The organism is Pseudoalteromonas xiamenensis (assembly GCF_030994125.1).
Classification (GTDB): Bacteria; Pseudomonadota; Gammaproteobacteria; order Enterobacterales; family Alteromonadaceae; genus Pseudoalteromonas; species Pseudoalteromonas xiamenensis_B.
Map to the genome: position 1 here is coordinate 1832374 of NZ_CP099917.1, position 19418 is coordinate 1851791.

At 45.4% G+C, this 19418-nt stretch carries 22 protein-coding genes and 1 tRNA gene; 8 read left to right on the forward strand and 15 right to left on the reverse strand.

Annotation, left to right across the window (positions count from 1 at the left end; genetic code table 11):
- Positions 1-154 precede the first annotated feature (154 nt).
- Both NI389_RS08455 and NI389_RS08460 read right to left on the reverse strand, forming a co-directional pair.
- Positions 155-1135: a diiron oxygenase gene (locus NI389_RS08455; RefSeq protein WP_308362456.1), complete on the reverse strand. Its 981-nt coding sequence runs from the start codon at positions 1133-1135 to the stop codon at positions 155-157.
- Between the two features lie 76 nt (positions 1136-1211).
- Entirely contained in the window at positions 1212-2495 is a 1284-nt protein-coding gene (locus tag NI389_RS08460; RefSeq protein ID WP_308362458.1) for an aspartate aminotransferase family protein, read from the reverse strand.
- A 209-nt stretch (positions 2496-2704) separates the two neighbouring features.
- On the opposite strand from NI389_RS08460, the gene NI389_RS08465 reads away from it, so the two are divergent.
- Positions 2705-3673, forward strand: a complete 969-nt coding sequence (locus NI389_RS08465; protein ID WP_308362460.1) for a porin — start codon at positions 2705-2707, stop codon at positions 3671-3673.
- 64 nt (positions 3674-3737) lie between these two features.
- On the opposite strand, the gene NI389_RS08470 is transcribed toward NI389_RS08465, so the two are convergent.
- From NI389_RS08470 to NI389_RS08485, 4 genes are all read right to left on the reverse strand, one after another.
- Positions 3738-4358: a dUTP diphosphatase gene (locus tag NI389_RS08470; protein WP_308362462.1), complete on the reverse strand. Its 621-nt coding sequence runs from the start codon at positions 4356-4358 to the stop codon at positions 3738-3740.
- A gap of 71 nt (positions 4359-4429) precedes the next feature.
- A complete protein-coding gene (locus tag NI389_RS08475; RefSeq protein ID WP_308362465.1) occupies positions 4430-4768 on the reverse strand; it encodes a hypothetical protein in 339 nt (112 codons plus the stop codon).
- Between the two features lie 15 nt (positions 4769-4783).
- Positions 4784-5458 (reverse strand): SDR family oxidoreductase, encoded by a 675-nt coding sequence (locus NI389_RS08480; RefSeq protein ID WP_308362467.1) that lies wholly within the window; start codon positions 5456-5458, stop codon positions 4784-4786.
- Between the two features lie 90 nt (positions 5459-5548).
- On the reverse strand, positions 5549-6349 hold the full coding sequence (locus NI389_RS08485) for a VOC family protein (protein WP_308362469.1): 801 nt from the start codon (positions 6347-6349) through the stop codon (positions 5549-5551).
- A 200-nt stretch (positions 6350-6549) separates the two neighbouring features.
- Between NI389_RS08485 and NI389_RS08490 the strand changes: the two genes are divergently transcribed.
- Positions 6550-6924, forward strand: a complete 375-nt coding sequence (locus NI389_RS08490) for a diacylglycerol kinase (RefSeq protein ID WP_308362471.1) — start codon at positions 6550-6552, stop codon at positions 6922-6924.
- Between the two features lie 35 nt (positions 6925-6959).
- Here NI389_RS08490 and NI389_RS08495 read toward each other — a convergent pair whose 3' ends face one another.
- The gene (locus tag NI389_RS08495; protein ID WP_308362473.1) at positions 6960-7415 is read right to left on the reverse strand and encodes a thioesterase family protein; all 456 of its coding nucleotides are present in this window, start codon (positions 7413-7415) and stop codon (positions 6960-6962) included.
- A gap of 102 nt (positions 7416-7517) precedes the next feature.
- Between NI389_RS08495 and recQ the strand changes: the two genes are divergently transcribed.
- The 4 genes from recQ to NI389_RS08515 all read left to right on the forward strand — a co-directional run bounded on the left by recQ (position 7518) and on the right by NI389_RS08515 (position 12059).
- Positions 7518-9353, forward strand: a complete 1836-nt coding sequence (recQ, locus tag NI389_RS08500) for a DNA helicase RecQ (RefSeq protein ID WP_372588592.1) — start codon at positions 7518-7520, stop codon at positions 9351-9353.
- 11 nt (positions 9354-9364) lie between these two features.
- Positions 9365-9646, forward strand: a complete 282-nt coding sequence (locus NI389_RS08505) for a DUF3630 family protein (RefSeq protein ID WP_308359239.1) — start codon at positions 9365-9367, stop codon at positions 9644-9646.
- 66 nt (positions 9647-9712) lie between these two features.
- Positions 9713-11446 carry a ShlB/FhaC/HecB family hemolysin secretion/activation protein gene (locus NI389_RS08510; protein ID WP_308359240.1) on the forward strand — a complete coding sequence of 578 codons (1734 nt, stop codon included), beginning with the start codon at positions 9713-9715 and terminating at the stop codon, positions 11444-11446.
- A 52-nt stretch (positions 11447-11498) separates the two neighbouring features.
- Entirely contained in the window at positions 11499-12059 is a 561-nt protein-coding gene (locus NI389_RS08515) for a mechanosensitive ion channel domain-containing protein (RefSeq protein ID WP_308359241.1), read from the forward strand.
- Positions 12060-12125: 66 nt separating this feature from the next.
- Here the strand turns inward: NI389_RS08515 and NI389_RS08520 are convergent, their stop codons facing one another.
- Genes NI389_RS08520 through NI389_RS08530 form a run of 3 tightly spaced genes read right to left on the reverse strand, consistent with a single transcriptional unit; the run spans position 12126 to position 14521 of the window.
- Entirely contained in the window at positions 12126-13187 is a 1062-nt protein-coding gene (locus NI389_RS08520; protein ID WP_308359242.1) for a succinylglutamate desuccinylase/aspartoacylase family protein, read from the reverse strand.
- Complete coding sequence (gene rimK / locus NI389_RS08525; protein WP_308359244.1) at positions 13174-14079, reverse strand: 30S ribosomal protein S6--L-glutamate ligase; 906 nt, start codon at positions 14077-14079, stop codon at positions 13174-13176. Before rimK ends, NI389_RS08520 begins: the two co-directional genes overlap by 14 nt.
- A gap of 13 nt (positions 14080-14092) precedes the next feature.
- On the reverse strand, positions 14093-14521 hold the full coding sequence (locus NI389_RS08530; RefSeq protein WP_308359245.1) for an ATP-dependent zinc protease family protein: 429 nt from the start codon (positions 14519-14521) through the stop codon (positions 14093-14095).
- A 226-nt stretch (positions 14522-14747) separates the two neighbouring features.
- On the opposite strand from NI389_RS08530, the gene NI389_RS08535 reads away from it, so the two are divergent.
- Positions 14748-15725 (forward strand): zinc transporter ZntB, encoded by a 978-nt coding sequence (locus NI389_RS08535; RefSeq protein ID WP_308359247.1) that lies wholly within the window; start codon positions 14748-14750, stop codon positions 15723-15725.
- 17 nt (positions 15726-15742) lie between these two features.
- Here the strand turns inward: NI389_RS08535 and NI389_RS08540 are convergent.
- Positions 15743-15817: transfer RNA gene (locus NI389_RS08540), tRNA-Arg, on the reverse strand.
- Positions 15818-16030: 213 nt separating this feature from the next.
- Here NI389_RS08540 and NI389_RS08545 point away from each other — a divergent pair.
- Positions 16031-16213, forward strand: a complete 183-nt coding sequence (locus NI389_RS08545; protein WP_308359248.1) for a helix-turn-helix domain-containing protein — start codon at positions 16031-16033, stop codon at positions 16211-16213.
- A 6-nt stretch (positions 16214-16219) separates the two neighbouring features.
- On the opposite strand, the gene NI389_RS08550 is transcribed toward NI389_RS08545, so the two are convergent.
- The 4 genes from NI389_RS08550 to NI389_RS08565 all read right to left on the reverse strand — a co-directional run bounded on the left by NI389_RS08550 (position 16220) and on the right by NI389_RS08565 (position 19350).
- On the reverse strand, positions 16220-17026 hold the full coding sequence (locus NI389_RS08550) for a phosphotransferase (RefSeq protein ID WP_308359249.1): 807 nt from the start codon (positions 17024-17026) through the stop codon (positions 16220-16222).
- Entirely contained in the window at positions 17013-17636 is a 624-nt protein-coding gene (pnuC, locus tag NI389_RS08555) for a nicotinamide riboside transporter PnuC (RefSeq protein WP_308359251.1), read from the reverse strand. Before pnuC ends, NI389_RS08550 begins: the two co-directional genes overlap by 14 nt.
- Positions 17637-17639: 3 nt before the next feature.
- Positions 17640-17894, reverse strand: a complete 255-nt coding sequence (locus tag NI389_RS08560; protein ID WP_308359253.1) for a hypothetical protein — start codon at positions 17892-17894, stop codon at positions 17640-17642.
- Positions 17895-17967: 73 nt separating this feature from the next.
- Positions 17968-19350: a Gfo/Idh/MocA family protein gene (locus tag NI389_RS08565; RefSeq protein ID WP_308359255.1), complete on the reverse strand. Its 1383-nt coding sequence runs from the start codon at positions 19348-19350 to the stop codon at positions 17968-17970.
- Positions 19351-19418 lie beyond the last annotated feature (68 nt).

Consider the following 19418-nt stretch of genomic DNA (forward strand, 5'->3'; position numbering starts at 1 on the left):
TTAACTCCCCTGTGCAGAGAACATTCATACCTCGGTATTAAGCACGTCGTCTGGTTTTAGCTTCCCTGACAAGAGGTATGTCATTTCATGGATTTAAAGTGAGCAAGCGGTCACGAGAGTGAAACTCTCGCCACGCCTGCCTGCACTTTGGAAATTAAACGTTATGACCGTGAGCAATGAACGCTTGCTTTGTCTTCTCGTGGTTCAATAAACCCATTTTTTCAACACACTCAACAAGTTGAAGAGTTGTCTTTTCAATGTATGCATTCATTTTGCCAAGATAAACTTCTGCCGTGTCATCCAGAATTTGCTGTGTTTCTGCTTCAGTGAAACCACTGGCTAACAACACTTTGCGGTCAAAATCTCGTTCTTCATCGCCTTTCAAATATTCGTCGATGTACGCTGGTAAGAACTGACCGATTTCGTCTTTAACTACGTCAGGTAATTTCACCCAGTAGTTTGTCGTTGCCGTCATGAAGAAACTCGCGTGGCGGCCTTCGTCTGCTACGTGGTCTGTCATTACTTGGTTAAAGGTTTCCGTTGCGCTCTTTTCTTCCCCAATCGCCAGCAAATCTTTTGTCAACGTATGCTCCGCAAGCGTGACTGACAATAGTTGGAAATGGTGATGAATTTCTGGGCTCAATACCTGGTATGCATGACGTACAGCATCTAAGTTGCCGTTTGTTTGCGGTACTTCAAGTGGTTGAATTGCATTTTGTTCTTTCATTTGCATGATGAAATCCAATGCAACGTAAGCGTGGTAACCTTCGTCGATAACGATAGCTAACGCTTCACGTTTAGTGACATCGCTGAAGCCTTCAATCACGTTATTTACGATGTTTAATGAACAATCGATAACAAAACGCGTTTCCAACAAACCAATTTCATACATGTAGCGATACGCTGATTGCGCCAAAATATAGGAAATTGTCTCTTTACCTTTGTTGATCACCATTGGGTGTGACACTAATGGCTGACGTGATGGCGGGAAAATGTACTCATCACTGTTTAAGCTAGGTACGATGATACGATCAGTTGTTCTAACCGTTGCTTTTCGGTACCAATGCTTAATGTTATTTGCTTCTTTCTTCACGTTTTCTACATTTGGTAGAATTTTGGTTGCTAAATTGCTCATGGTTTAGATCCTTTAAAATTGGTATTCAAAATTGAGTCGGTGCGCTTTGCTACAGTAAGCGCACGCGGTAATTCATTTACTTAATTTGTTCTGCGATCGATACCGCTAACGCTTCAGCAAAACGGATGATGTCGTCGTTTGTATGTGCGTCATTCAAGAAAATGGGCTCTTCCAAACTTGGTGCCATTAGGAAACCTTTTTCACGCATGGCTAAATGCACGTTTTTATAGATTTCATATTCTTGCTGTTTCACATCGGAATAGTTCTGCATGTCGGCACCTGAACGTCTAAATGCGATGCCAGACAGTGCGCCAAAACGAGTGAAGTGGAATGGGATGTCGTATTTTTCGAAATTCTGTTTGATTTCTTTTTCAAGCAACGCGCCTTTTTCATCCATTGCTTCATAGAAACCAGGTTTTGCCATCAAATCTAGGGCAGCATTACCTGCAGCCATAGTGATTGGGTTACCAGCGAACGTGCCTGATTGGAACACTTTATTGCCGATTTCGACTAACTTCATGAACTTCTCTTTACCACCGTACGCGCCAACTGGAGCACCACCACCGATGATTTTGCCAAACGTCGTTAAATCGGGATCGACACCAAGTAACGCAGACACACCACCGAAGCGGAAACGGAAGCCTGTAACCACTTCGTCGAAGATGAACAGTGAACCGTAATCTGTACACAACTGTCTGATGTCTTGGTGGAAGTGAGCATGTGGTTTAACAAAGCCCATATTTGTTGCAAATGGCTCAACAATAACCGCTGCAATTTCATGACCACGTTCTTCGAAAATTTGACGCAGTTGCTCAGAGTTATTGTATTCACACATGATCACATTGTTTTCAGCTACGCCGTTTGTCGTTCCTTTCACTGCCACAGCAACATTACCACCTGGTTGCGCTAACAATGCATCCGCATGACCATGGTAGGAGCCTACAAAGCGTACGAAATATTTACGGTCAGTGTACGCACGAGCAATGCGAAGTGCAGTCATAACCGCTTCACTACCACTGACAACAAAACGGAGCTTGTCGATAGCTGGTGTGCTTTCCACAATCTTTCGTGCTAATTCTTTCTCTATCTCTGTAGAGAGCCCCACAACTAGACCTTTGTCTAGTTGAGCAGCGACTGCTTGAGAGATTTCTTCACGTGAATGGCCGAGGAAAATTGCCCCAAAACCACTTAGAAAGTCCGTGTACTCACGACCGTCTACGTCAATGATTTTGGTGCCTTTCGCTGATTCCAAAATGATTGGATCACCGCCTACAAGCGAGAAAGTTCTCATCGGTGAACTTACACCATTTGGAATGTACTTGTTTGCTTCGTTAAAGATAATTTCTGATTTACGGGTCATTTTATGGCCTACATATAATTAAAGTATTCGTTACTCACTCAGCGCATTCACCATTCGGTTCGTTCAATAAGTGTGCGTGTTTATGAGGCCAATTATTCTTGCATTGCTCGAAATCAACAACTGCAACATGTTACAGTAGATTAACTTATCGCCTTAAAGTTTAATAAGTTGTAAATTAAAACAAGTTGTAAAACCGATACTTACCCGCTATGAAATTAATCACACACACCTGCACTACAGCACTCTTAATCGTCACTACTCCGCTACTTGCGGCATCACCGTCTTTAACTTCTTATGGCATTGTCGCGCTGGCAGGCGAGGACGTGCAGTACACTGATGAGTCTTTATCCGATGACAGCAGTGCTTTTAGAAGCAAAGCTTCACGCATTGGTATAAAAGGTGAAGAAACGTTTTCAGACAATGAACACGCCTTCTATTTATTGGAATATGGTGTGAACTTAAAGACACAAAAAAAGGACGACTCGTTTTTCTTACGTGAAGCCGTTGTTGGACTTAAAAATCAATATGGTAGTCTTAAACTCGGCTTCAGTAATACGCCGTTTAAGCTTTCTCAAGGTCGTGTTGATGCATTTAACGATGTGGTTGATTTACGCACCTTTTTACCGGGTGAATACGTAGAAAACATGGTGGTTGTTGAATCCGCATCTCTTCACGGTGTCAGCGCAGCGGTTGCCTATGTCCTAGTTGATAAAGACGGGGATAAGCGTGAACGCCGAGGAACCTCGAGCAGTCTTAAATACCAACACGACAACCTCTATGTTGCACTGGCTTATGAACAAAACATCACGCAACAAGACTTGCTCAGGTTATCGGCAACCTATCAGTATGAACAATGGCAAATCGGGGTGTTAACTGAACAGAGCGTCGCGACGGAAAACAATCTCGACAAGCAATCCGGCCAACTGGTCAGTGTACTCTATCATTTGGACAAATTAACGTTCAAAGCGCAGTGGATAAATGCTCGCTTTACGACGGGCATCAAATCCTTCTACGGGATTAAGGGTGATAACAATGCTAGCGTCACGTTGGGTGTAGATTACCACCTCAGCCAACATAGCACGCTGATGTTCTATGGTGCTCATGGTGAGGCAAAGTCCAATCAACATGGTAAACAGGAAGCGGATGTCATTGGCCTTGGCATGCGAGTCACATTTTAGTCGAAAAGTGTAAATCAATGATTCGGGCACCAATAGGTGCCCGATTGGGTGTAGCGCTAAATCATTAAGCTGGGTAGCGTGACTTTAAGCCTTCATACACTTGCGTTGCGAAGTCAGACGCACTGGTATCAAGTGATTTAACCACTTCAACTAGATGTTCGTTATCTTCTTTGCCATCCCAAACTTTGATGTAAGTACCGTCTTTATAACCGAAATCTTGGCGGAAGAAATTCAACGTATTTTTACCAACATAACCACGATATAAATCATCAAATGACATACCGATTTGAGCCATACATCCCGCAAATGCCTGCGCATCAAAACGCTTTTCGGTGACTGCTGCACCCGCTAGTTTTTCGAGCGTTACTTTAAAGTCTTCGCCTTGGACTGGCGCGTCTAGCTCCGTGTTTAAATGCGCTGCGATATCCGCAAACGATGTTTTGCCATCAATACGCAGTGACAATCCAAAATGGAAAATATCCACCAGCTCAAGGATCACTTGTTCTGTGTCCGGCGTTTGCTTTTTCCACCATTTCCAACCGTAGTGGTCTAACATTTCTGCACATTCAACCCAAATAGCACGATACCAATCAAAGCCTTGGTCAAACCAACTTTCATGTACTTTGGTGTTCATCGCATTTTGCATTTCAAGCATAACAACTAGTTTTGCAACGTTTGTAGACATCTTCCACTCTCTTCAATTTCTTTGTTTTTATCATACGCTATGGCAAGCGGCTCGCTCAACTTTCAACGTGCTTAGGCTGTCAGTAATTCCATTGGTGGAGACACAAACAGTTTACCGGTTGGCACTTCAACAACCGCGCTCAGTACAGGTCCATGATTTAACAGTAGCTGTACATCAAGGTTACCTTCTATCGTCTGGGCAAACGCGCTATTCACTGCCTCAACATTAAACTGCTCAACATGAATGCTCACACTTTCTTCTTCTGTTGGTTCTTGCGATAACGCTTCAATCGCATCATCCGCCAATACGACGGTGAGTTCTAAATCCACTGCATTCATATCGCGAGTGGCGAGTGTGTCATTGAGTTCAAACAACCCAAAAGTCAGCACAATCTTATTTTCTTCGTTCACGAGTTATTTCCTAAATTACCAAGGCAACGCTTCGCCATTTGCATGCCAAAAGCTACCCGTATTATCTAAATTCAACGCATCAATTCGAGCCATTAATCGAGCTGCCGCTTCGTTTGGCGAAATATCACCTGCAAACCCCACCATTTGAGTTTGCACAAATCCTGGATGCAATAACGCAAGGGCGATGCCTTTCGGTTTCAGTTCGTGCGCCAAACTAATACTCGCCGCATTCAATGCCGCTTTCGACATACGATAGCCAATGTAACCGCCTGAACTATTGTCTGCAATTGACCCCATACGACTTGTGATCATGGCCACTTTGCTACCACGGTTCAAGCATGAGCACAGAGCATGCGTTACGCGGATTGGGGCGATGGCGTTTACTTGAAGCTGCTGTTCCAACGCGTCAAAATCGAGACTGTCTAATGTCTCGTTGTGGAAAAGCCCAGCATTATTGATTAGAAGATGGATTGCACGCCCCCTCATGTGTTGTGCAAGCTTGGCGACATCGTTGGCTTCAGTGACGTCTATTCCTTCTAGTATGTCCACGCCCAACTGACGAAGTTCCGAAGACGAAGTACGAACAACCGCGACAACTGAATAGCCGAGGCGCTGATATAGCTCACATAATGCCAACCCGATCCCTCGGCTTGCACCAGTAATAACCACCGTTTGCTGTGTGTGTGCCATTGTCTCTTCCCATCAAAAATAAAGGGGCATTATAGCCCCATCGAATACTTATACCAATTAATGCAAGGAGACGAGATCACCTTTTTGCGCTCAAGCCAACTCAACATCGCCCATTGACGACTGAATAATCGAGAATACGGCCCCACTGGGATCGGTGACCACAGCAAATCGCCCAACCTCGGGAATGTCTGTCGCCGGAACACACACCTCACCGCCCAAGTTGATGACGTTGTCCGCCATGGCATCGGTGTTTGCAACGGCAAAGTAGACCATCCAATGTGCTGGAATATCTCCCCACTCTTCGGTCATTTCCATGAGCCCTGCGATAGGCAGGCCATTTTGACAAAACAACGAGTACTCCATACCTTCCATGGGTTTTATCTGGACTTCCCAATCAAACAGCGCACTGTAAAATGCTCGACTTTTTGACGCATTTTTACTCACCAGTTCATGCCAGTAAGGCACATTTGTTTCTAATTTACGTTGCGTGCCCATGTGATCACTGCCCTGCCATAAAGCGAACACCGCACCACCCGGTTCATTCAACATGACCATACGCCCAGCGCCTGGCACATCATGAGGACCATGAATGATCTCAGCCCCGAGGGCGGTGGCCTTTACTGCCATTTCATCCACGTTGTTCACAGCGATATACAGTAGCCAGTGACTTGGGATTTGTTCAGCTTGTTGAGATGCCATCATTTGATACATTGCCGCGACATCAACCCCGTCTTTTTGCGTAATGGTGTAAAAGCAATCGGCACCAATGGGTTGATCGATAGATGTCCAATTAAATAACGTTTGATAGAATTGCTTAGCGGCCTTCCAATCACTTGAACAAAGCTCTGCCCAGCAGAATGTGTGAACGGGTGAAGAAGAAACGATAGCCATAATTTTGCTCCTTGTTTGCGTTCTGTCAGTTAAGCAGAATCTCACTATTTCGCAACTTGCACTTCTTTACAGATTTTCCATTGCAGAGCCAAAATGGATGCATTACCCTGTCCCGCAAAGTCTATGGGGCAGGCAAATATCGTTATGTCGATAGCCTCTCCCTTGACGCCATTTACTCATTTAACCTCAAGAGATAAAGCATGATAAACAAGCCCAACGGTGACGGTATTCTGCGTGTGATTAAAGCCACTGATTGTTCTCGAAAAGGCATGATTGCCGCATGGCAAAACGAGGCTGCTTTTCGCCAAGAAGCGATGCTTGCATTGGTTATGTTGCCTGGTTCATTTTGGTTGGCACAATCTTTAGGTCATTGGGCATTACTGGTGAGCGTATTGCTGTTGGTGATGATTGTTGAACTACTCAACTCGGCTATCGAGGCCTTGACCGATCGCGTGAGTTTAGAGCGTCATGAATTGTCTGGGCGCGCCAAAGACATGGGCTCCGCTGCGGTGACATTCAGCTTGACGATCGTTGCTCTTGTGTGGGGCACGGCACTGTACGATAAACTTGTCTAACGACTTATAAGGCGAAGCTTTAGCTTCGCTTTTGATTATCCAACTAAGTAAGTTGCTGTACCGAAAGCAATTTGTATACCTTCGTTGTTGTGTAATTCCATCCGACACACACACACTTTATTACCCGAACGAATGAGCTGTGCGCTGGCAACAAAGGAATCACCGCGTCCTGGACGAATAAAATCCGTTCGAATATCAATCGTCCCCAGTGTGGCCAGTTTACTTGGTACGGTATGAAGCTCCGAGTCGGGGAGTTTATCAATGATGGATGCCGCAGCTAACATTCCACCCACGTTATCCAAAACGGCGGAAATAACCCCTCCATGAAGAATTTTCTGCGTTGGATTACCAATAAATTCGTCTTTCCAAGGCAAGACGATCTCTGCACGCTCAGCATTCAACACCGCAACCGAGATACCAAGAAATTGGTTATACGGCATTTGATTTACAAAAATCCATTCAACCTTATCTATTAACGCTTTTTTATCCATGAGCTTATTCAATGCAACTGGTACGATGAGCTCACCCTACTCGCTTTCTCGTACCGCATCAACCTAAAAAAGCTAAAGACATCCCCAACAAAAACTTCTAGAATGCCCCGCATGAACCAGATAGCCACTCCTATGCCTGTTACGCTTGATGTGCAATCTATTTTGAATGACGTTTTCGGCTATCACGAATTTCGTGATGGTCAACGCGATGTTATTCAAGCAGCACTCAGCGGCAAAGACAGTTTAGTTTTGCTTCCAACCGGAGGTGGAAAATCCCTTTGCTATCAAGTTCCTGCTTTGGCTCTCAGTGGACTCACGGTTGTTGTGTCCCCACTGATATCGCTCATGCAAGACCAAGTCGCACAGTTGCAAGCATTGGGCGTTGCCGCAGAATTCATCAATAACAGTGTTGCCCGCGAAGACCAAGTGGAGATCTATCGCCGCTTGCACGAAGGTGAAATTAAACTGCTTTACGTTGCACCTGAAAAAGTGCTGCAACGCGAGTTTATTGAGCGCCTGCACCATTTGCCATTATCCCTGTTTGCCATTGATGAAGCGCACTGCGTATCTCATTGGGGCCATGATTTTCGACCTCATTATTGTCAACTGAAACAACTCAAGCACGCTTTCCCAAATGTCCCAATGATGGCATTAACCGCAACCGCAGACACCGCGACACGGCGCGATATTGTGCATCAGCTTGCTCTGCAAAACCCGTTTATCTATACGGGGAGCTTTGATCGCCCTAACATTCGTTACACCATCGAAGAAAAATTTAAACCGATGGCGCAGCTTATGCGTTATTTGCGCACTCAACAGGGTCAAAGTGGCATTATCTATTGCACTAGTCGCAAACGCGTTGATGAAGTCGCCGAAAAGTTGAGCGAAGCGGGGTTTAATGTTGCAGCTTACCATGCGGGTTTATCAAACGAAGAACGGCAGTTTGTGCAAAGTGGGTTTTCTCGTGACGACATCCACATTGTGGTTGCAACGGTCGCGTTTGGCATGGGGATCAACAAGCCCAATGTGCGGTTTGTCTTACACTACGACATTCCTAAAAGCGTTGAAGCCTATTATCAAGAAACCGGTCGAGCTGGCCGAGATGGACTGGCTGCTGAAGCCATTATGTATTTTGACCCAGCGGATATTGGGCGCGTACGTCGCTTTTTTGAAGACATTGAAGACGAGCATCGCCGACGAGTTGAAGAGCAACGCTTTTCTGCTATGGCTGCGTTTGCTGAAGCACAAACCTGTCGACGCCAAATTCTCTTAAACTACTTCAGTGAATATCAGCGCAACCCTTGTGGCAACTGTGACATCTGCCTAAACCCACCAAAACGATTTGATGGTACGCTGGTCGCGCAGCAAGCACTATCGTGTGTGTACCGCGCGGAACAACGATTTGGCTTTGGTTATATCGTCGATGTGCTGCGTGGTGCAAACACGAGTCGCATTCGCGATAATCAACATCACACACTAAGCACCTACGGACTTGGCAAAAACCACAGCAGTGAATATTGGCTCAGCGTCCTACGCCAGCTCGTCCATCATGGTTTGCTGGAACAAGATATCACGCAGGGCGCTACGCTGCGCTTAACGGAAGCCTCTCGTGCAGTGCTGCGCGGTGAATACACGTTAGAGTTAGCCGAGCCTCGCTTACAAGCTGTACACGTATACGAAGACAAATTGGCCAAGTTTAGTTACGACCGCAAACTCTTTGCGAAGTTAAAAAGTTTACGCAAAGAACTGGCGGATGCCGATGACGTTCCACCGTATGTGGTCTTTAACGATAAAACACTGGCTGAAATGGCTCAAAAAGCCCCGACGACAGACAGCGAGTTTTTGAAAGTTTCCGGTGTTGGCTTCACCAAATTAATGAAATACGGTGGGCCGTTTATGCAGCTCATCGAGAATCACCTCACTTTAGATGAATCCTAACAAAGGCCATTATGACCGCGCTCCACGTTGATGAACAACACACCATTTTATGGGTTAAACCAGACTTGTTTCCACACCAAGAAGAATTCGAGCTTTGGGCTACCGTCTTTTTGCATCACGACGCGTTAACTTGGCTTGAAATGCACACGGGTGCTGATCGCTGCCAAGTTCGATTTCGCTTTCAAGATGAAAGTTTTAACCTCAATTACGATTATTACTCTGACAGTATTTGGATAAGCCCTGAAGGGATAGAAGCGGAGGCGTTGCTGCTTCAACTTCACAAAATATTTTAAGCAAACTCGCTTGCGCCCATTACACTTAAAAGAAAACCATCTTTACAAAGTTATATAGGGCGCACAATGCAACTTGCTGTTTTTGAAAGCCTAACATTCAACGTTCCTCGTGGCTTCAGTCGCGCATACGGCGTTGTTTGGTTTTTCGCTTGCTTGCTCAGCACCCCACTTACGGCACAGGATTTTAGCAATGAAGCCTGCGCCAACGCGCACGATAAAAACCAAGAATCACTGGCTCCGAACCGACAGATTTTAGAAGCCAGTCCTCTACCAAACCGCCAGCCCAAACGAACCATACATCACATCGAACTTGTGCAACTAAATGTCTTCAACACCGATTTACCCGAAGAGAATAACGCACTGTTTCGATTTGCAAACCGTGCACACATCCAAACGGAGGCGGAGGTCATTAAGCAGGTTTTGTTGTTTCAAGAAGGCGATGAGTACCTACCTGAAAAATTAATAGAAAGCGAACGCTTACTTCGCCAGCAACGCTATCTTTATGATGCTCGCATATATGCCGATGTGGCTTGTGAAGGAGACATTCACATCACCGTCGTTACGCGTGATTTATGGACATTATTACCCGATCTCGGATTTAGCCACAGCGGAGGCGAGAGTAAAAGCCGGATCGGATTTCGGGAAACGAATTTGCTGGGCAAAGGAAAGCGCTTGTCACTTACCTACACCACCGATGAAACTCGCAAAGGGTATTTATTTGTCTATGAAGACCCCAATATCTGGGGCACTCGCTATACCGGTCGTCTTGATTATGCCGATAACGACGACGGACAAATGCACATGCTATCGATGGCCTATCCTTTCTACGCCCTCGATACACCCTATGCTTATGGTTTTGCTACGGGGTCGAACAAACGTACTGAATCTCTGTATGAGCGCGGAGAAGTGGTGCATGAGTTCAGCCAACAAACTGACCTACATCAAATTTATTTTGGACACTCAACGGCGGTTGCCCAAGATTGGACTCGCCGCATTATTTTTGGGTTTCAAGAAGACAAAGAGCATTTTACGTCGCTTTCAACCAGTACTCGAATCTTACCCACAGACCGCCTTTATCGCTATCCCTACATTGAATATAACTGGCTTGAAAACGCGTATGTCAAAGTCCGAAATGTAGACTCAATTTTTCGAACTGAAGATTTACAGTTAGGGTGGAATATCGGTGCAAAATTAGGCTACTCTGACAAAGGGCTGGGTGACGATGAGTCGAGATGGCTGTATTGGTTTTTTGCCTCAAAATCGCATTACGTCAATGATCGCAGTCTCATTAAATTTACCGCGCAAAGCCATGGCGCATGGAAAGTAGACAGCCGCGAAACTGAAAATCAACGCCTACAGTTGGGGCTTCAATATTACTACAACGATAACTCGACTGAATCCTGGTTTGCCAATCTTGAATACCAACATATTCGCAAGATGACCTCGGATAAACAACTCACTCTTGGCGGCGAAACCGGGCTTCGTGGTTACCCTGCTCATTACCTCCAAGGCGACTCTACATGGTTACTAAATATAGAAAGGCGCTATTACTGGGAATACGATTTATGGCAATTATTCAAAGTTGGCGGTGCCGTGTTTGTCGATGTTGGAAAAACAACGGGTAAGCCCCTATTTCAACCTGAACTTAGTACTCTAAGTGACGCTGGTTTCGGCCTGCGACTTGCACCAAGTCGCGCTAACTCCAATTTAATGTTGCACATGGATATCGCATGGCCAATACAAAAAGACGAAAAGGTTGATGCAATGCAATGGCAATTTACCGTGAAAAATCGCTTTTAACAGCCAATTTATTTATCCTACGCATTCTCATTGCAAAGGAGCTTTTACTGGCATGGAAATCATTCAATTTCTACAAAGCCAATATCGTCTGATCATTACTTTACTGGTGTTGCTGAGCTTTCCACTGTTTCAATCTGCGTCTGTGCGCATTCTGGCCAAAGTAACTCGAGGAAAAATTGATGAACACCGTCAGTTTCGCGCTGAGTTACTGCTAAAAATTATTGTGGCTATCATTTTATGCTGCGCCTTACTGGTCTTTTGGGGCATAGAACTAAAAGGGCTGCTGGTTGTGGGATCCTCGCTCTTTGCTGTTGCAGGCGTCGCACTTTTTGCGGCATGGTCGCTCCTGTCAAACCTAACTTCGTTTCTCATTATGTTTGTACAAAATGACTATAAAGTTGGCTCATGGGTCCGAGTGATTGATGGGGCAAACTTTATGGAAGGACGCATCGTTGAAATGGGGCTGATGAATGTGATGTTGCGGCATGTCGATGGTCACAAAATTGTTTACCCAAATAACTTGTTTGTCACGCGCCCTGTGCTTGTATTGAATGACGAACCACAAAAACAAAAAGTGATTGCACCGAAACGCACATTGGGACCGAAAAAATAAGTCCTGAAGTAAAACAAGAGAGATTGGTGTACTTGCGGCCAATCTCTCAAAAACCGCTCAGCCCACTTAGGAGTTACCGTAAAAATCAGCGCTCTTTAATTCATCAAAATCACTGACTTCATCGATAAAATCTTCAAGTTGCTGCTCAACGAGACTGTTTGCATGCGCAAAATACGCCAGATGAAAGACCGCGTCACCTTCATTCACTAAAGGCAACGTTTGTTGGCCAATCACAATCCCACTTCGCGGTGCGACACATTGCACTTCATTACTGCCAAGCGGATTATCAATAAAGGCGAGTATTTGTCCCTTAGCAACGCGTTCACCTAGGCTTACTTGCGCTCGAACAATACCATCCGTATCCGCACGAACCCAACTCGTTGCTGCAGCAATGACCGGGTCGGCTTTACCTTTTTTGCCTCGCCCTTTCATCATCTTGAGCTTCCGCATGACGTTTTCAACGCCCAACAGTCCGGCACCAATGGCAATCGGGTCAAAGCGCAAGGCTTCACCGGCTTCGTAAGTCACGACTGGGATCCCCATGCTGGCCGCTTCGCTACGCAAAGAACCATTTCGTAACGACGCATCGATGACCACCGGCGTACCGAATGCTTTCGCCATTTCAGCAGCATCTTGGTTACTTAAGTCGGCGCGAATTTGTGGTAAGTTTGAGCGATGGATTGCCCCGGTATGCAGGTCAATAATGTGCGTGCATTTCCCGACGACTTGGCGGTAAAAAATTTCAGCCATGCGAGCGCCCAGAGAACCTCGAACGGATCCAGGAAAACACCGATTCAAATCTCGTCTGTCTGGCAGATAACGTGATTTATGGATGAAACCAAACACGTTCACAACCGGTACGGCAATAAGCGTACCTTGCAGGGTTCTTGGATCTATTTTGGAGAGTAACTGGCGTACAATTTCGACACCATTCAATTCGTCACCATGGATGGCAGCACACACCAAAAGCACAGGCCCTTTGAGCACTCCGTTGACAACCTCTATCGGGATCGTCAACGGTGTGTGGGTGTATAATTTAGATACTTCCAAATCAAGCGTCCGCCTTTCGCCAACACCTACGGTCGTATCTAAAAGAGTAAAGGGTTGGTTTATCTTACCCCTCGGCACGAGTCGACCCTTTGCGTTGTTGAAGCGTTTTATCAATGTAGTCGATGATCATACCCGCAATGTCTTTGCCTGTTGCCGTTTCTATACCTTCAAGACCAGGTGAAGAGTTAACCTCCATAACCAATGGTCCACGCTCTGAACGCAGTAAATCAACACCTGCAACGCCAAGGCCCATTGCTTTTGCGGCTTTAACCGCCGTTCGACGCTCTTCAGGCGTAATACGTACCAGCGCAGCCGAACCACCACGGTGTAGATTAGAACGGAACTCACCTTCTTGCGCTTGACGCTTCATTGATGCAATCACTTTGTCGCCAATGACAAAACAACGAATGTCCGCGCCACCTGCTTCTTTAATATACTCTTGCACCATGATGTTAGCTTTAAGGCCCATAAACGCTTCAATTACGCTCTCTGCCGCTTTGCGCGTTTCCGCAAGCACCACACCAATGCCTTGCGTACCTTCAAGTAATTTAATGACCACCGGCGCACCACCGACCATCGTTAAAAGATCTTTAACGTCATCAGGCTTGCTCGCGAATCCAGTAATTGGCATGCCTACGCCGCGCTTTGACAACACCTGTAGCGAACGTAATTTATCGCGAGAGCGTGTAATCGCGACTGAGCCATTCGGCGTATACACATCCATGGATTCAAACTGACGCAAAACCGCACAGCCATAGAATGTCACCGATGCGCCGATGCGTGGAATAACTGCATCAAAATTCGTTAATTCTTCACCTTGGTAATGAATCTCAGGTTTATCCGAATTAATGTTCATGTAACAACGAAGTGCATCGATCACTTCCACTTCGTGACCACGTTGTTGCGCCGCTTCGATTAATCGTTTGGTTGAATATAGGGATTTGTTGCGTGAGAGCACACCTATCTTCATAATCTTGTAAGTCCTATTGTCCGGTTAAAAATGATGCTGCTGGGTCTACAATTATTCGGCCATTCATCGCCGTGCGCCCAAGCAACATTCTAAATTTCATTGAGTCTCGATTTGTTAGCGTGATTTCGATAAGCCAACGATGATCGGCAATTTCCAACATCGACTCGATAACAAAACGTCGTTCTCTGTGTCCACCCGAATCCGTTACTACACGGCTGTCTTTCACTTTAGCTTCACAACGTAACGTTGTTTCTGTGTCGTTTTGATGTGGATGAATCCAAAATTCCACCCATTGCTCGCCATTTTTTTTAAACGGTGTAACTTCGAAAGCATGTAAACAAGACGTCCGTGCTCCCGTATCGATTTTTGCTTTAATACGGTCGAGGCCCAGTTCTGGCAATGCCAGCCACTCGCGCCATCCTACTTGAAACTGTTCTGCCATCGTCTCTTCTTCGCTAAAAAAGTGCTTTATACGCTAACAGTTACAATACGCCAGCAAGATATTTTTATCCAATAAATAAGGGAATTTTATTGAGCTAACGATGTATATTTAATGACATTTAAACAATTAAAAAGCCTTGCAATACGTTAGATCTGAAACCGTTTGCTATTTAAACTATAAGCGATAAAGATATAAACAACTCAAAGAAACTAGCTTAGGTATTAGGATGAGAGAATTCAAAGGACTCGTACACGCCGTACAACTTGACGGGAAAGGTGGGTGTATTGCGATTCCAAATTTGGCTGAAGCCATGAACATGGCGACAAAAGAACAACCGCTTTGGGTCCATATGGACTTTAGTGATGAAAGTTCAATTGATTGGTTAAGTAAACAAAATTTATTCACCACCCTTGAACTTGAGTCCTTCATTGCGGATGAAACACGTCCACGACTCAGTAAAGCACAAAAAGGCGATATGTTGTTCGTGCGGGGCGTAAACCTTAATCCAGACCAAAGTCCAGAAGACATGGTCGCCATTCGCTTTTTCGTCAGGGACAATTTATTGATCACCTGTCGAAGACGTTTAATTCGTTCAGTGCAAGATGTACTTGGTGCACTTAAGCAGCAACAGGGCCCTACTTCTATTTCAGCGTTAGTCGATGAAATACTCAATCGCCTCACTATTCGAATGCAAGATGTCATCTACGCATTGGACGAACAGCTTGACGTTATCGAAGAACATGTTGAAGCGCATGCCCCACCGTATGACACAACAACACTGTCTCAATGTCGTCGCCAAGCAATTAGCCTAAAAAGACACATTCGCCCGCAAAAAGAGGCAATTTGGCAACTAGGTCAAGCAAAAGTCGACTGGCTCGAGGACAAAGATCGCTTAAAACTGGCCGAAATTGTCAATGATTTAACCCGTTATATTGAAGAGCTTGAAACCAGTATTGAACGCGCAAACGTACTGCATCAGAGCATGACCAGCCAAATGTCGGAACAACTTAACCAGCGTATGTACGTGATGTCGGTCGTCGCGGCACTCTTTTTGCCGTTAGGCTTTTTAACTGGATTACTTGGTGTGAATATCGGCGGGATCCCAGGCACTGAAAACCCATTCGCGTTTATACTGTTTGTTGTCTTTTTGGTGGTATTAACGTTTGGAATTGGCGTGTATTTTCGCTGGCGAAAATGGCTTTAAATTTGTGAGGATGCTGATGGCGCTCTCGACAGGGATCGAACCTGTAACTTGGCCTCCGGAGGGCCACGTGATATCCATTTCACCACGAGAGCGTTTCGCATGTTCAAAGAACTTCGCCATAATAATGAGATAACGCGTAAATTGCTAGTTTGGAACGTTTATATGGTTAATAAACCATCAAAAAACAAAAAAAACTATACAGACTGTTAAAAACGCGTTATTTAACTATCCTTTAAGAACAATAATTAAGTATGAGCGACTAATTTCCTAGAAAGCACGCTCATTCATCAATGAGGTATACAAATATGTCACTAATGACTACAGAACAAGTTGCAGAATTTTTAGGAGTGAAGGTTGAGCGTGTAAGACGTCTTGCTCGTGAAAATCTGTTGGTTGCGAAAGGCCAGGATGACGAAGGCGAACCAACCTTCGACAAAACGGACGTTGAAAAATATAAAGAGTTAGCACAACGTTTAGGCGGTATCTAATTTGCCTTACGACCACAAGTGAAGCTGCATGTCTAATTGTGTGGCTTCCCTTGTGTAGCCTCGAGTCAAATACCAATGTTTACACAGCACAATATATAAATAACGATAAACTTTGAGTTTTTCTTCATTTGCTTGTGGCGAACTGGTATCGAATTCGTGATAAGCCCGCAGCATACGCATCGCTTCACTCTCGGCCAATTGTAGACTCACTGCCAACGCCGCCAAATCAAAATACACATCATTAAACCCCGCAAATTCGAAATCAATAATTCGCAGAGACTCACCATCGCACAGTAAATTTTCAATGACTAAATCGTTGTGGCAATACGCGGTATAATCTGGAAAGTCATTTAAGCGTAAAAGCGCCTGAACCACAGCCTTACTTTCACTTTCATCGTTAAACACTATACGTTGAAACTCTTGTGTTAAGTCGATACTCCAATCTTGCTTAGAATGCTTTTTTGGTCGAAAACTCTGATGAACGTCTCGAAGCAGTGGTAGAAACCGAGTCCACTCTTGGCCGCGATAGACTTGTCCTGGCCAATAATCAAAGACAGCAACTTGGGCTTTCGTATGCCACGCAATGGGATTAGTGGTGATGTTTTTCAAGGAAAGACGTTGCTGTTGAAACAGCGCGTCAACCGGCATATGAGCTCGATACTCTTTCACTAAATAACGAGCTTTACCCACAACAAGCAAGTAATTGTTATTGTTCAACCCTTTTGCTAAACGGCTAAGCGAACAGGCTACATTCGTCGAATCAATTTTTAATAACGTCGTCGCCAAACCAAGCAATTGGTCACAATTCAACAAGTTTCTTTCCTGTGCGCTGTTCCAGTTCTTCATACCACGTTTTGAACCCCCACATTGCCATTAATGTATAGAAGACAAAGAGCGCCAAAGTAGGGTAATACCCTTTTGCGTAGTATAAGTACATTGAAGCGGCATCAATCACGACCCAGTAAAGCCAATTTTCCAACACTTTTTGAGCCACGAGATAGGTTGTCACAATGGCAAAGCAGGTTGTAAAGCTATCCAAGTAGGCCATCTCTGCACGCGTATAGTTATCCATAAAATAACCAAACACCAATGTTGCAACACCGGTGCACACGATCACCACGGTATGCTTTTCAAGTGACCATGACTGGATCTCTAACGGCGCTTGTTGCTTGGGATTTTTCCACCAATACCATCCCACAATGGCCATTACCATATAATACACATTGAGCAGCGATTCCATCAGAAGCGCCCCATTCCAGTACAACAAGGTATAAATCAATGTGCTGGCAAACGCCGCAGGCCAACACCAACTGTTTTCTTTAATTGCGAACAGCAAATAAACAACTGAAAAAAACACCGCGATGTATTCCCAATGCGACATCGCTGTAAAGCCAGTTAATGTCTGTGAAAAAAACTCACTCATGTTTTAGGCCTCTGGCGACAGATCTCCGCCGATGAATTTGCACACGAATACTGCTTTGCCGAATTGCTCATGTGAACGCTTTATTTCTTCTGTCAGCACACGCATAACCAGATCATAATCTCCAAACACTTGAGTCGACATCGTGTTGGTCAGTACTTGCAAACCTTCATGCTGATTCAGGCGATCGATAAAGTCTTTAATAAATGGAATATAATCACTGTGGAGAGGGTATTTACTGATTTCAACAGAGAGTTTCATTGGCTCGCCTTTTCGTTGTTTGTGCCTTCATTGTAACTGAAAAACACCAGAAAAGCCGAGCCGAAGTTCATGATCAAACGTTGATATCTACGATCCCAAGCGGCTTTGCCGTTTGCCACGCACCTCGAGTGAAATCGGGGATAGTAACGGAATCACTGCGGTTCGCGACCGATTGCGCCGACAATGGAGAAATCACTGACCACGCAGCACCATCGTAGACATCTTGATCCAACGCTTCGCCATTACGCAGACAATAAATCATGCGCCAGAACATTAAGAAATCCATACCGCCATGCCCACCATTGCGCTCCGCTTCCGCCCCCATTTTTTTCCAAAGCGGGTGGTCGTAACGTTGATACCAGCTTTCCATTTCGTAATCCCATTCGTGAAACGATTGCGATCCCCCTTCTTCCAGTGCAATGCGGTTAGGGAATCCGGCGAATACGCCATTCGTACCTTGGATTAAATTGTGGCGCGAATATGGGCGTGGCGTAGTGGTATCATGCTGCACCATGATACTGCGGCCTTGCACTGTTTTAATGAGCGTTGTATTCATGTCACCCGCGATGTAATTCAAGCGATTACGTTCGTGTTCGGGGGCGAATTCACGTCGCGCGTAAGCGGCACGGCCAAGAGCCGGTGAGCTCATTGACGTCAGATAATCAAAACGGTCGCCACGGTTAATGTTCATATATTGCGAAACAGGGCCAAGACCATGTGTGGGGTATAAGTTTCCGTTTCGGCGTGTGTGCCACGCGGTGCGCCAAGAGCCCGTCTTGTGCTCTATTTCCTTCATTTGCCAACGCAACTCGTGAATATAGGCCGCTTCCCCATGTAAAAGCTCACCGAAGACGCCTTGACGAACCATATTCAAGACCATTAACTCATCACGACCGTAATTGACGTTCTCCATCATCATGCAGTTCTTTTGGTTTTTTTCTGCGGTGTCGACAATGGCCCACATTTCTTCAACCGTCAAAGCCAATGGCACTTCAACAAAGGCATGCTTGCCACTGTTCATCGTATCAATGGCCATAGGCGCATGCCAACGCCACGGCGTAGAAATGATGACGATGTCAATGTCGTCGCGATTAAGCATCGCTTGATAAGCCGTGTCACTGCCTCGATATAACGTTGGCTTAGGAAGACCTCGTTCAACCAAAAACGCAGCGGAACGCTCAAGGACTTCATCGTGCGTATCACATAACGCCACAATCTGTGCCCCGTCGATATGGCTCATACGCTTAACATGGCCGAATCCACGCTGTCCGACCCCAATGAACCCCACACGAACAACCGGAATTTTGGGAACAACTAGCCCAATCACCGATTCTCCCTGACGACGAGGTGTCAACGTTGCAGTGGCATTTGATGAACTGGCGCAGCCAGCCACGACTCCCGCAGCCGCGGCGACCCCTGCGGCTTTTAAAAAGTCGCGACGATTCACGTGTTTCATTACATTTCCTTGGTGTTTCTTTTGTATCGAACCTAGCTCAAGCAGTTTCTAAAATCAAAACATTGCGT

Bases quoted from the DNA above. Each gene is read 5' to 3' on its own strand.
- NI389_RS08455 (WP_308362456.1), bottom strand. From the start codon at position 1,135: ATGAGCAATTTAGCAACCAAAATTCTACCAAATGTAGAAAACGTGAAG.
- NI389_RS08460 (WP_308362458.1), bottom strand. From the start codon at position 2,495: ATGACCCGTAAATCAGAAATTATCTTTAACGAAGCAAACAAGTACATT.
- NI389_RS08465 (WP_308362460.1), top strand. From the start codon at position 2,705: ATGAAATTAATCACACACACCTGCACTACAGCACTCTTAATCGTCACT.
- NI389_RS08470 (WP_308362462.1), bottom strand. From the start codon at position 4,358: ATGTCTACAAACGTTGCAAAACTAGTTGTTATGCTTGAAATGCAAAAT.
- NI389_RS08480 (WP_308362467.1), bottom strand. From the start codon at position 5,458: ATGGCACACACACAGCAAACGGTGGTTATTACTGGTGCAAGCCGAGGG.
- NI389_RS08485 (WP_308362469.1), bottom strand. From the start codon at position 6,349: ATGGCTATCGTTTCTTCTTCACCCGTTCACACATTCTGCTGGGCAGAG.
- NI389_RS08490 (WP_308362471.1), top strand. From the start codon at position 6,550: ATGATAAACAAGCCCAACGGTGACGGTATTCTGCGTGTGATTAAAGCC.
- NI389_RS08495 (WP_308362473.1), bottom strand. From the start codon at position 7,415: ATGGATAAAAAAGCGTTAATAGATAAGGTTGAATGGATTTTTGTAAAT.
- recQ (WP_372588592.1), top strand. From the start codon at position 7,518: ATGCCCCGCATGAACCAGATAGCCACTCCTATGCCTGTTACGCTTGAT.
- NI389_RS08505 (WP_308359239.1), top strand. From the start codon at position 9,365: ATGACCGCGCTCCACGTTGATGAACAACACACCATTTTATGGGTTAAA.
- NI389_RS08510 (WP_308359240.1), top strand. From the start codon at position 9,713: ATGCAACTTGCTGTTTTTGAAAGCCTAACATTCAACGTTCCTCGTGGC.
- NI389_RS08515 (WP_308359241.1), top strand. From the start codon at position 11,499: ATGGAAATCATTCAATTTCTACAAAGCCAATATCGTCTGATCATTACT.
- rimK (WP_308359244.1), bottom strand. From the start codon at position 14,079: ATGAAGATAGGTGTGCTCTCACGCAACAAATCCCTATATTCAACCAAA.
- NI389_RS08530 (WP_308359245.1), bottom strand. From the start codon at position 14,521: ATGGCAGAACAGTTTCAAGTAGGATGGCGCGAGTGGCTGGCATTGCCA.
- NI389_RS08535 (WP_308359247.1), top strand. From the start codon at position 14,748: ATGAGAGAATTCAAAGGACTCGTACACGCCGTACAACTTGACGGGAAA.
- NI389_RS08545 (WP_308359248.1), top strand. From the start codon at position 16,031: ATGTCACTAATGACTACAGAACAAGTTGCAGAATTTTTAGGAGTGAAG.
- pnuC (WP_308359251.1), bottom strand. From the start codon at position 17,636: ATGAGTGAGTTTTTTTCACAGACATTAACTGGCTTTACAGCGATGTCG.
- NI389_RS08560 (WP_308359253.1), bottom strand. From the start codon at position 17,894: ATGAAACTCTCTGTTGAAATCAGTAAATACCCTCTCCACAGTGATTAT.
- NI389_RS08565 (WP_308359255.1), bottom strand. From the start codon at position 19,350: ATGAAACACGTGAATCGTCGCGACTTTTTAAAAGCCGCAGGGGTCGCC.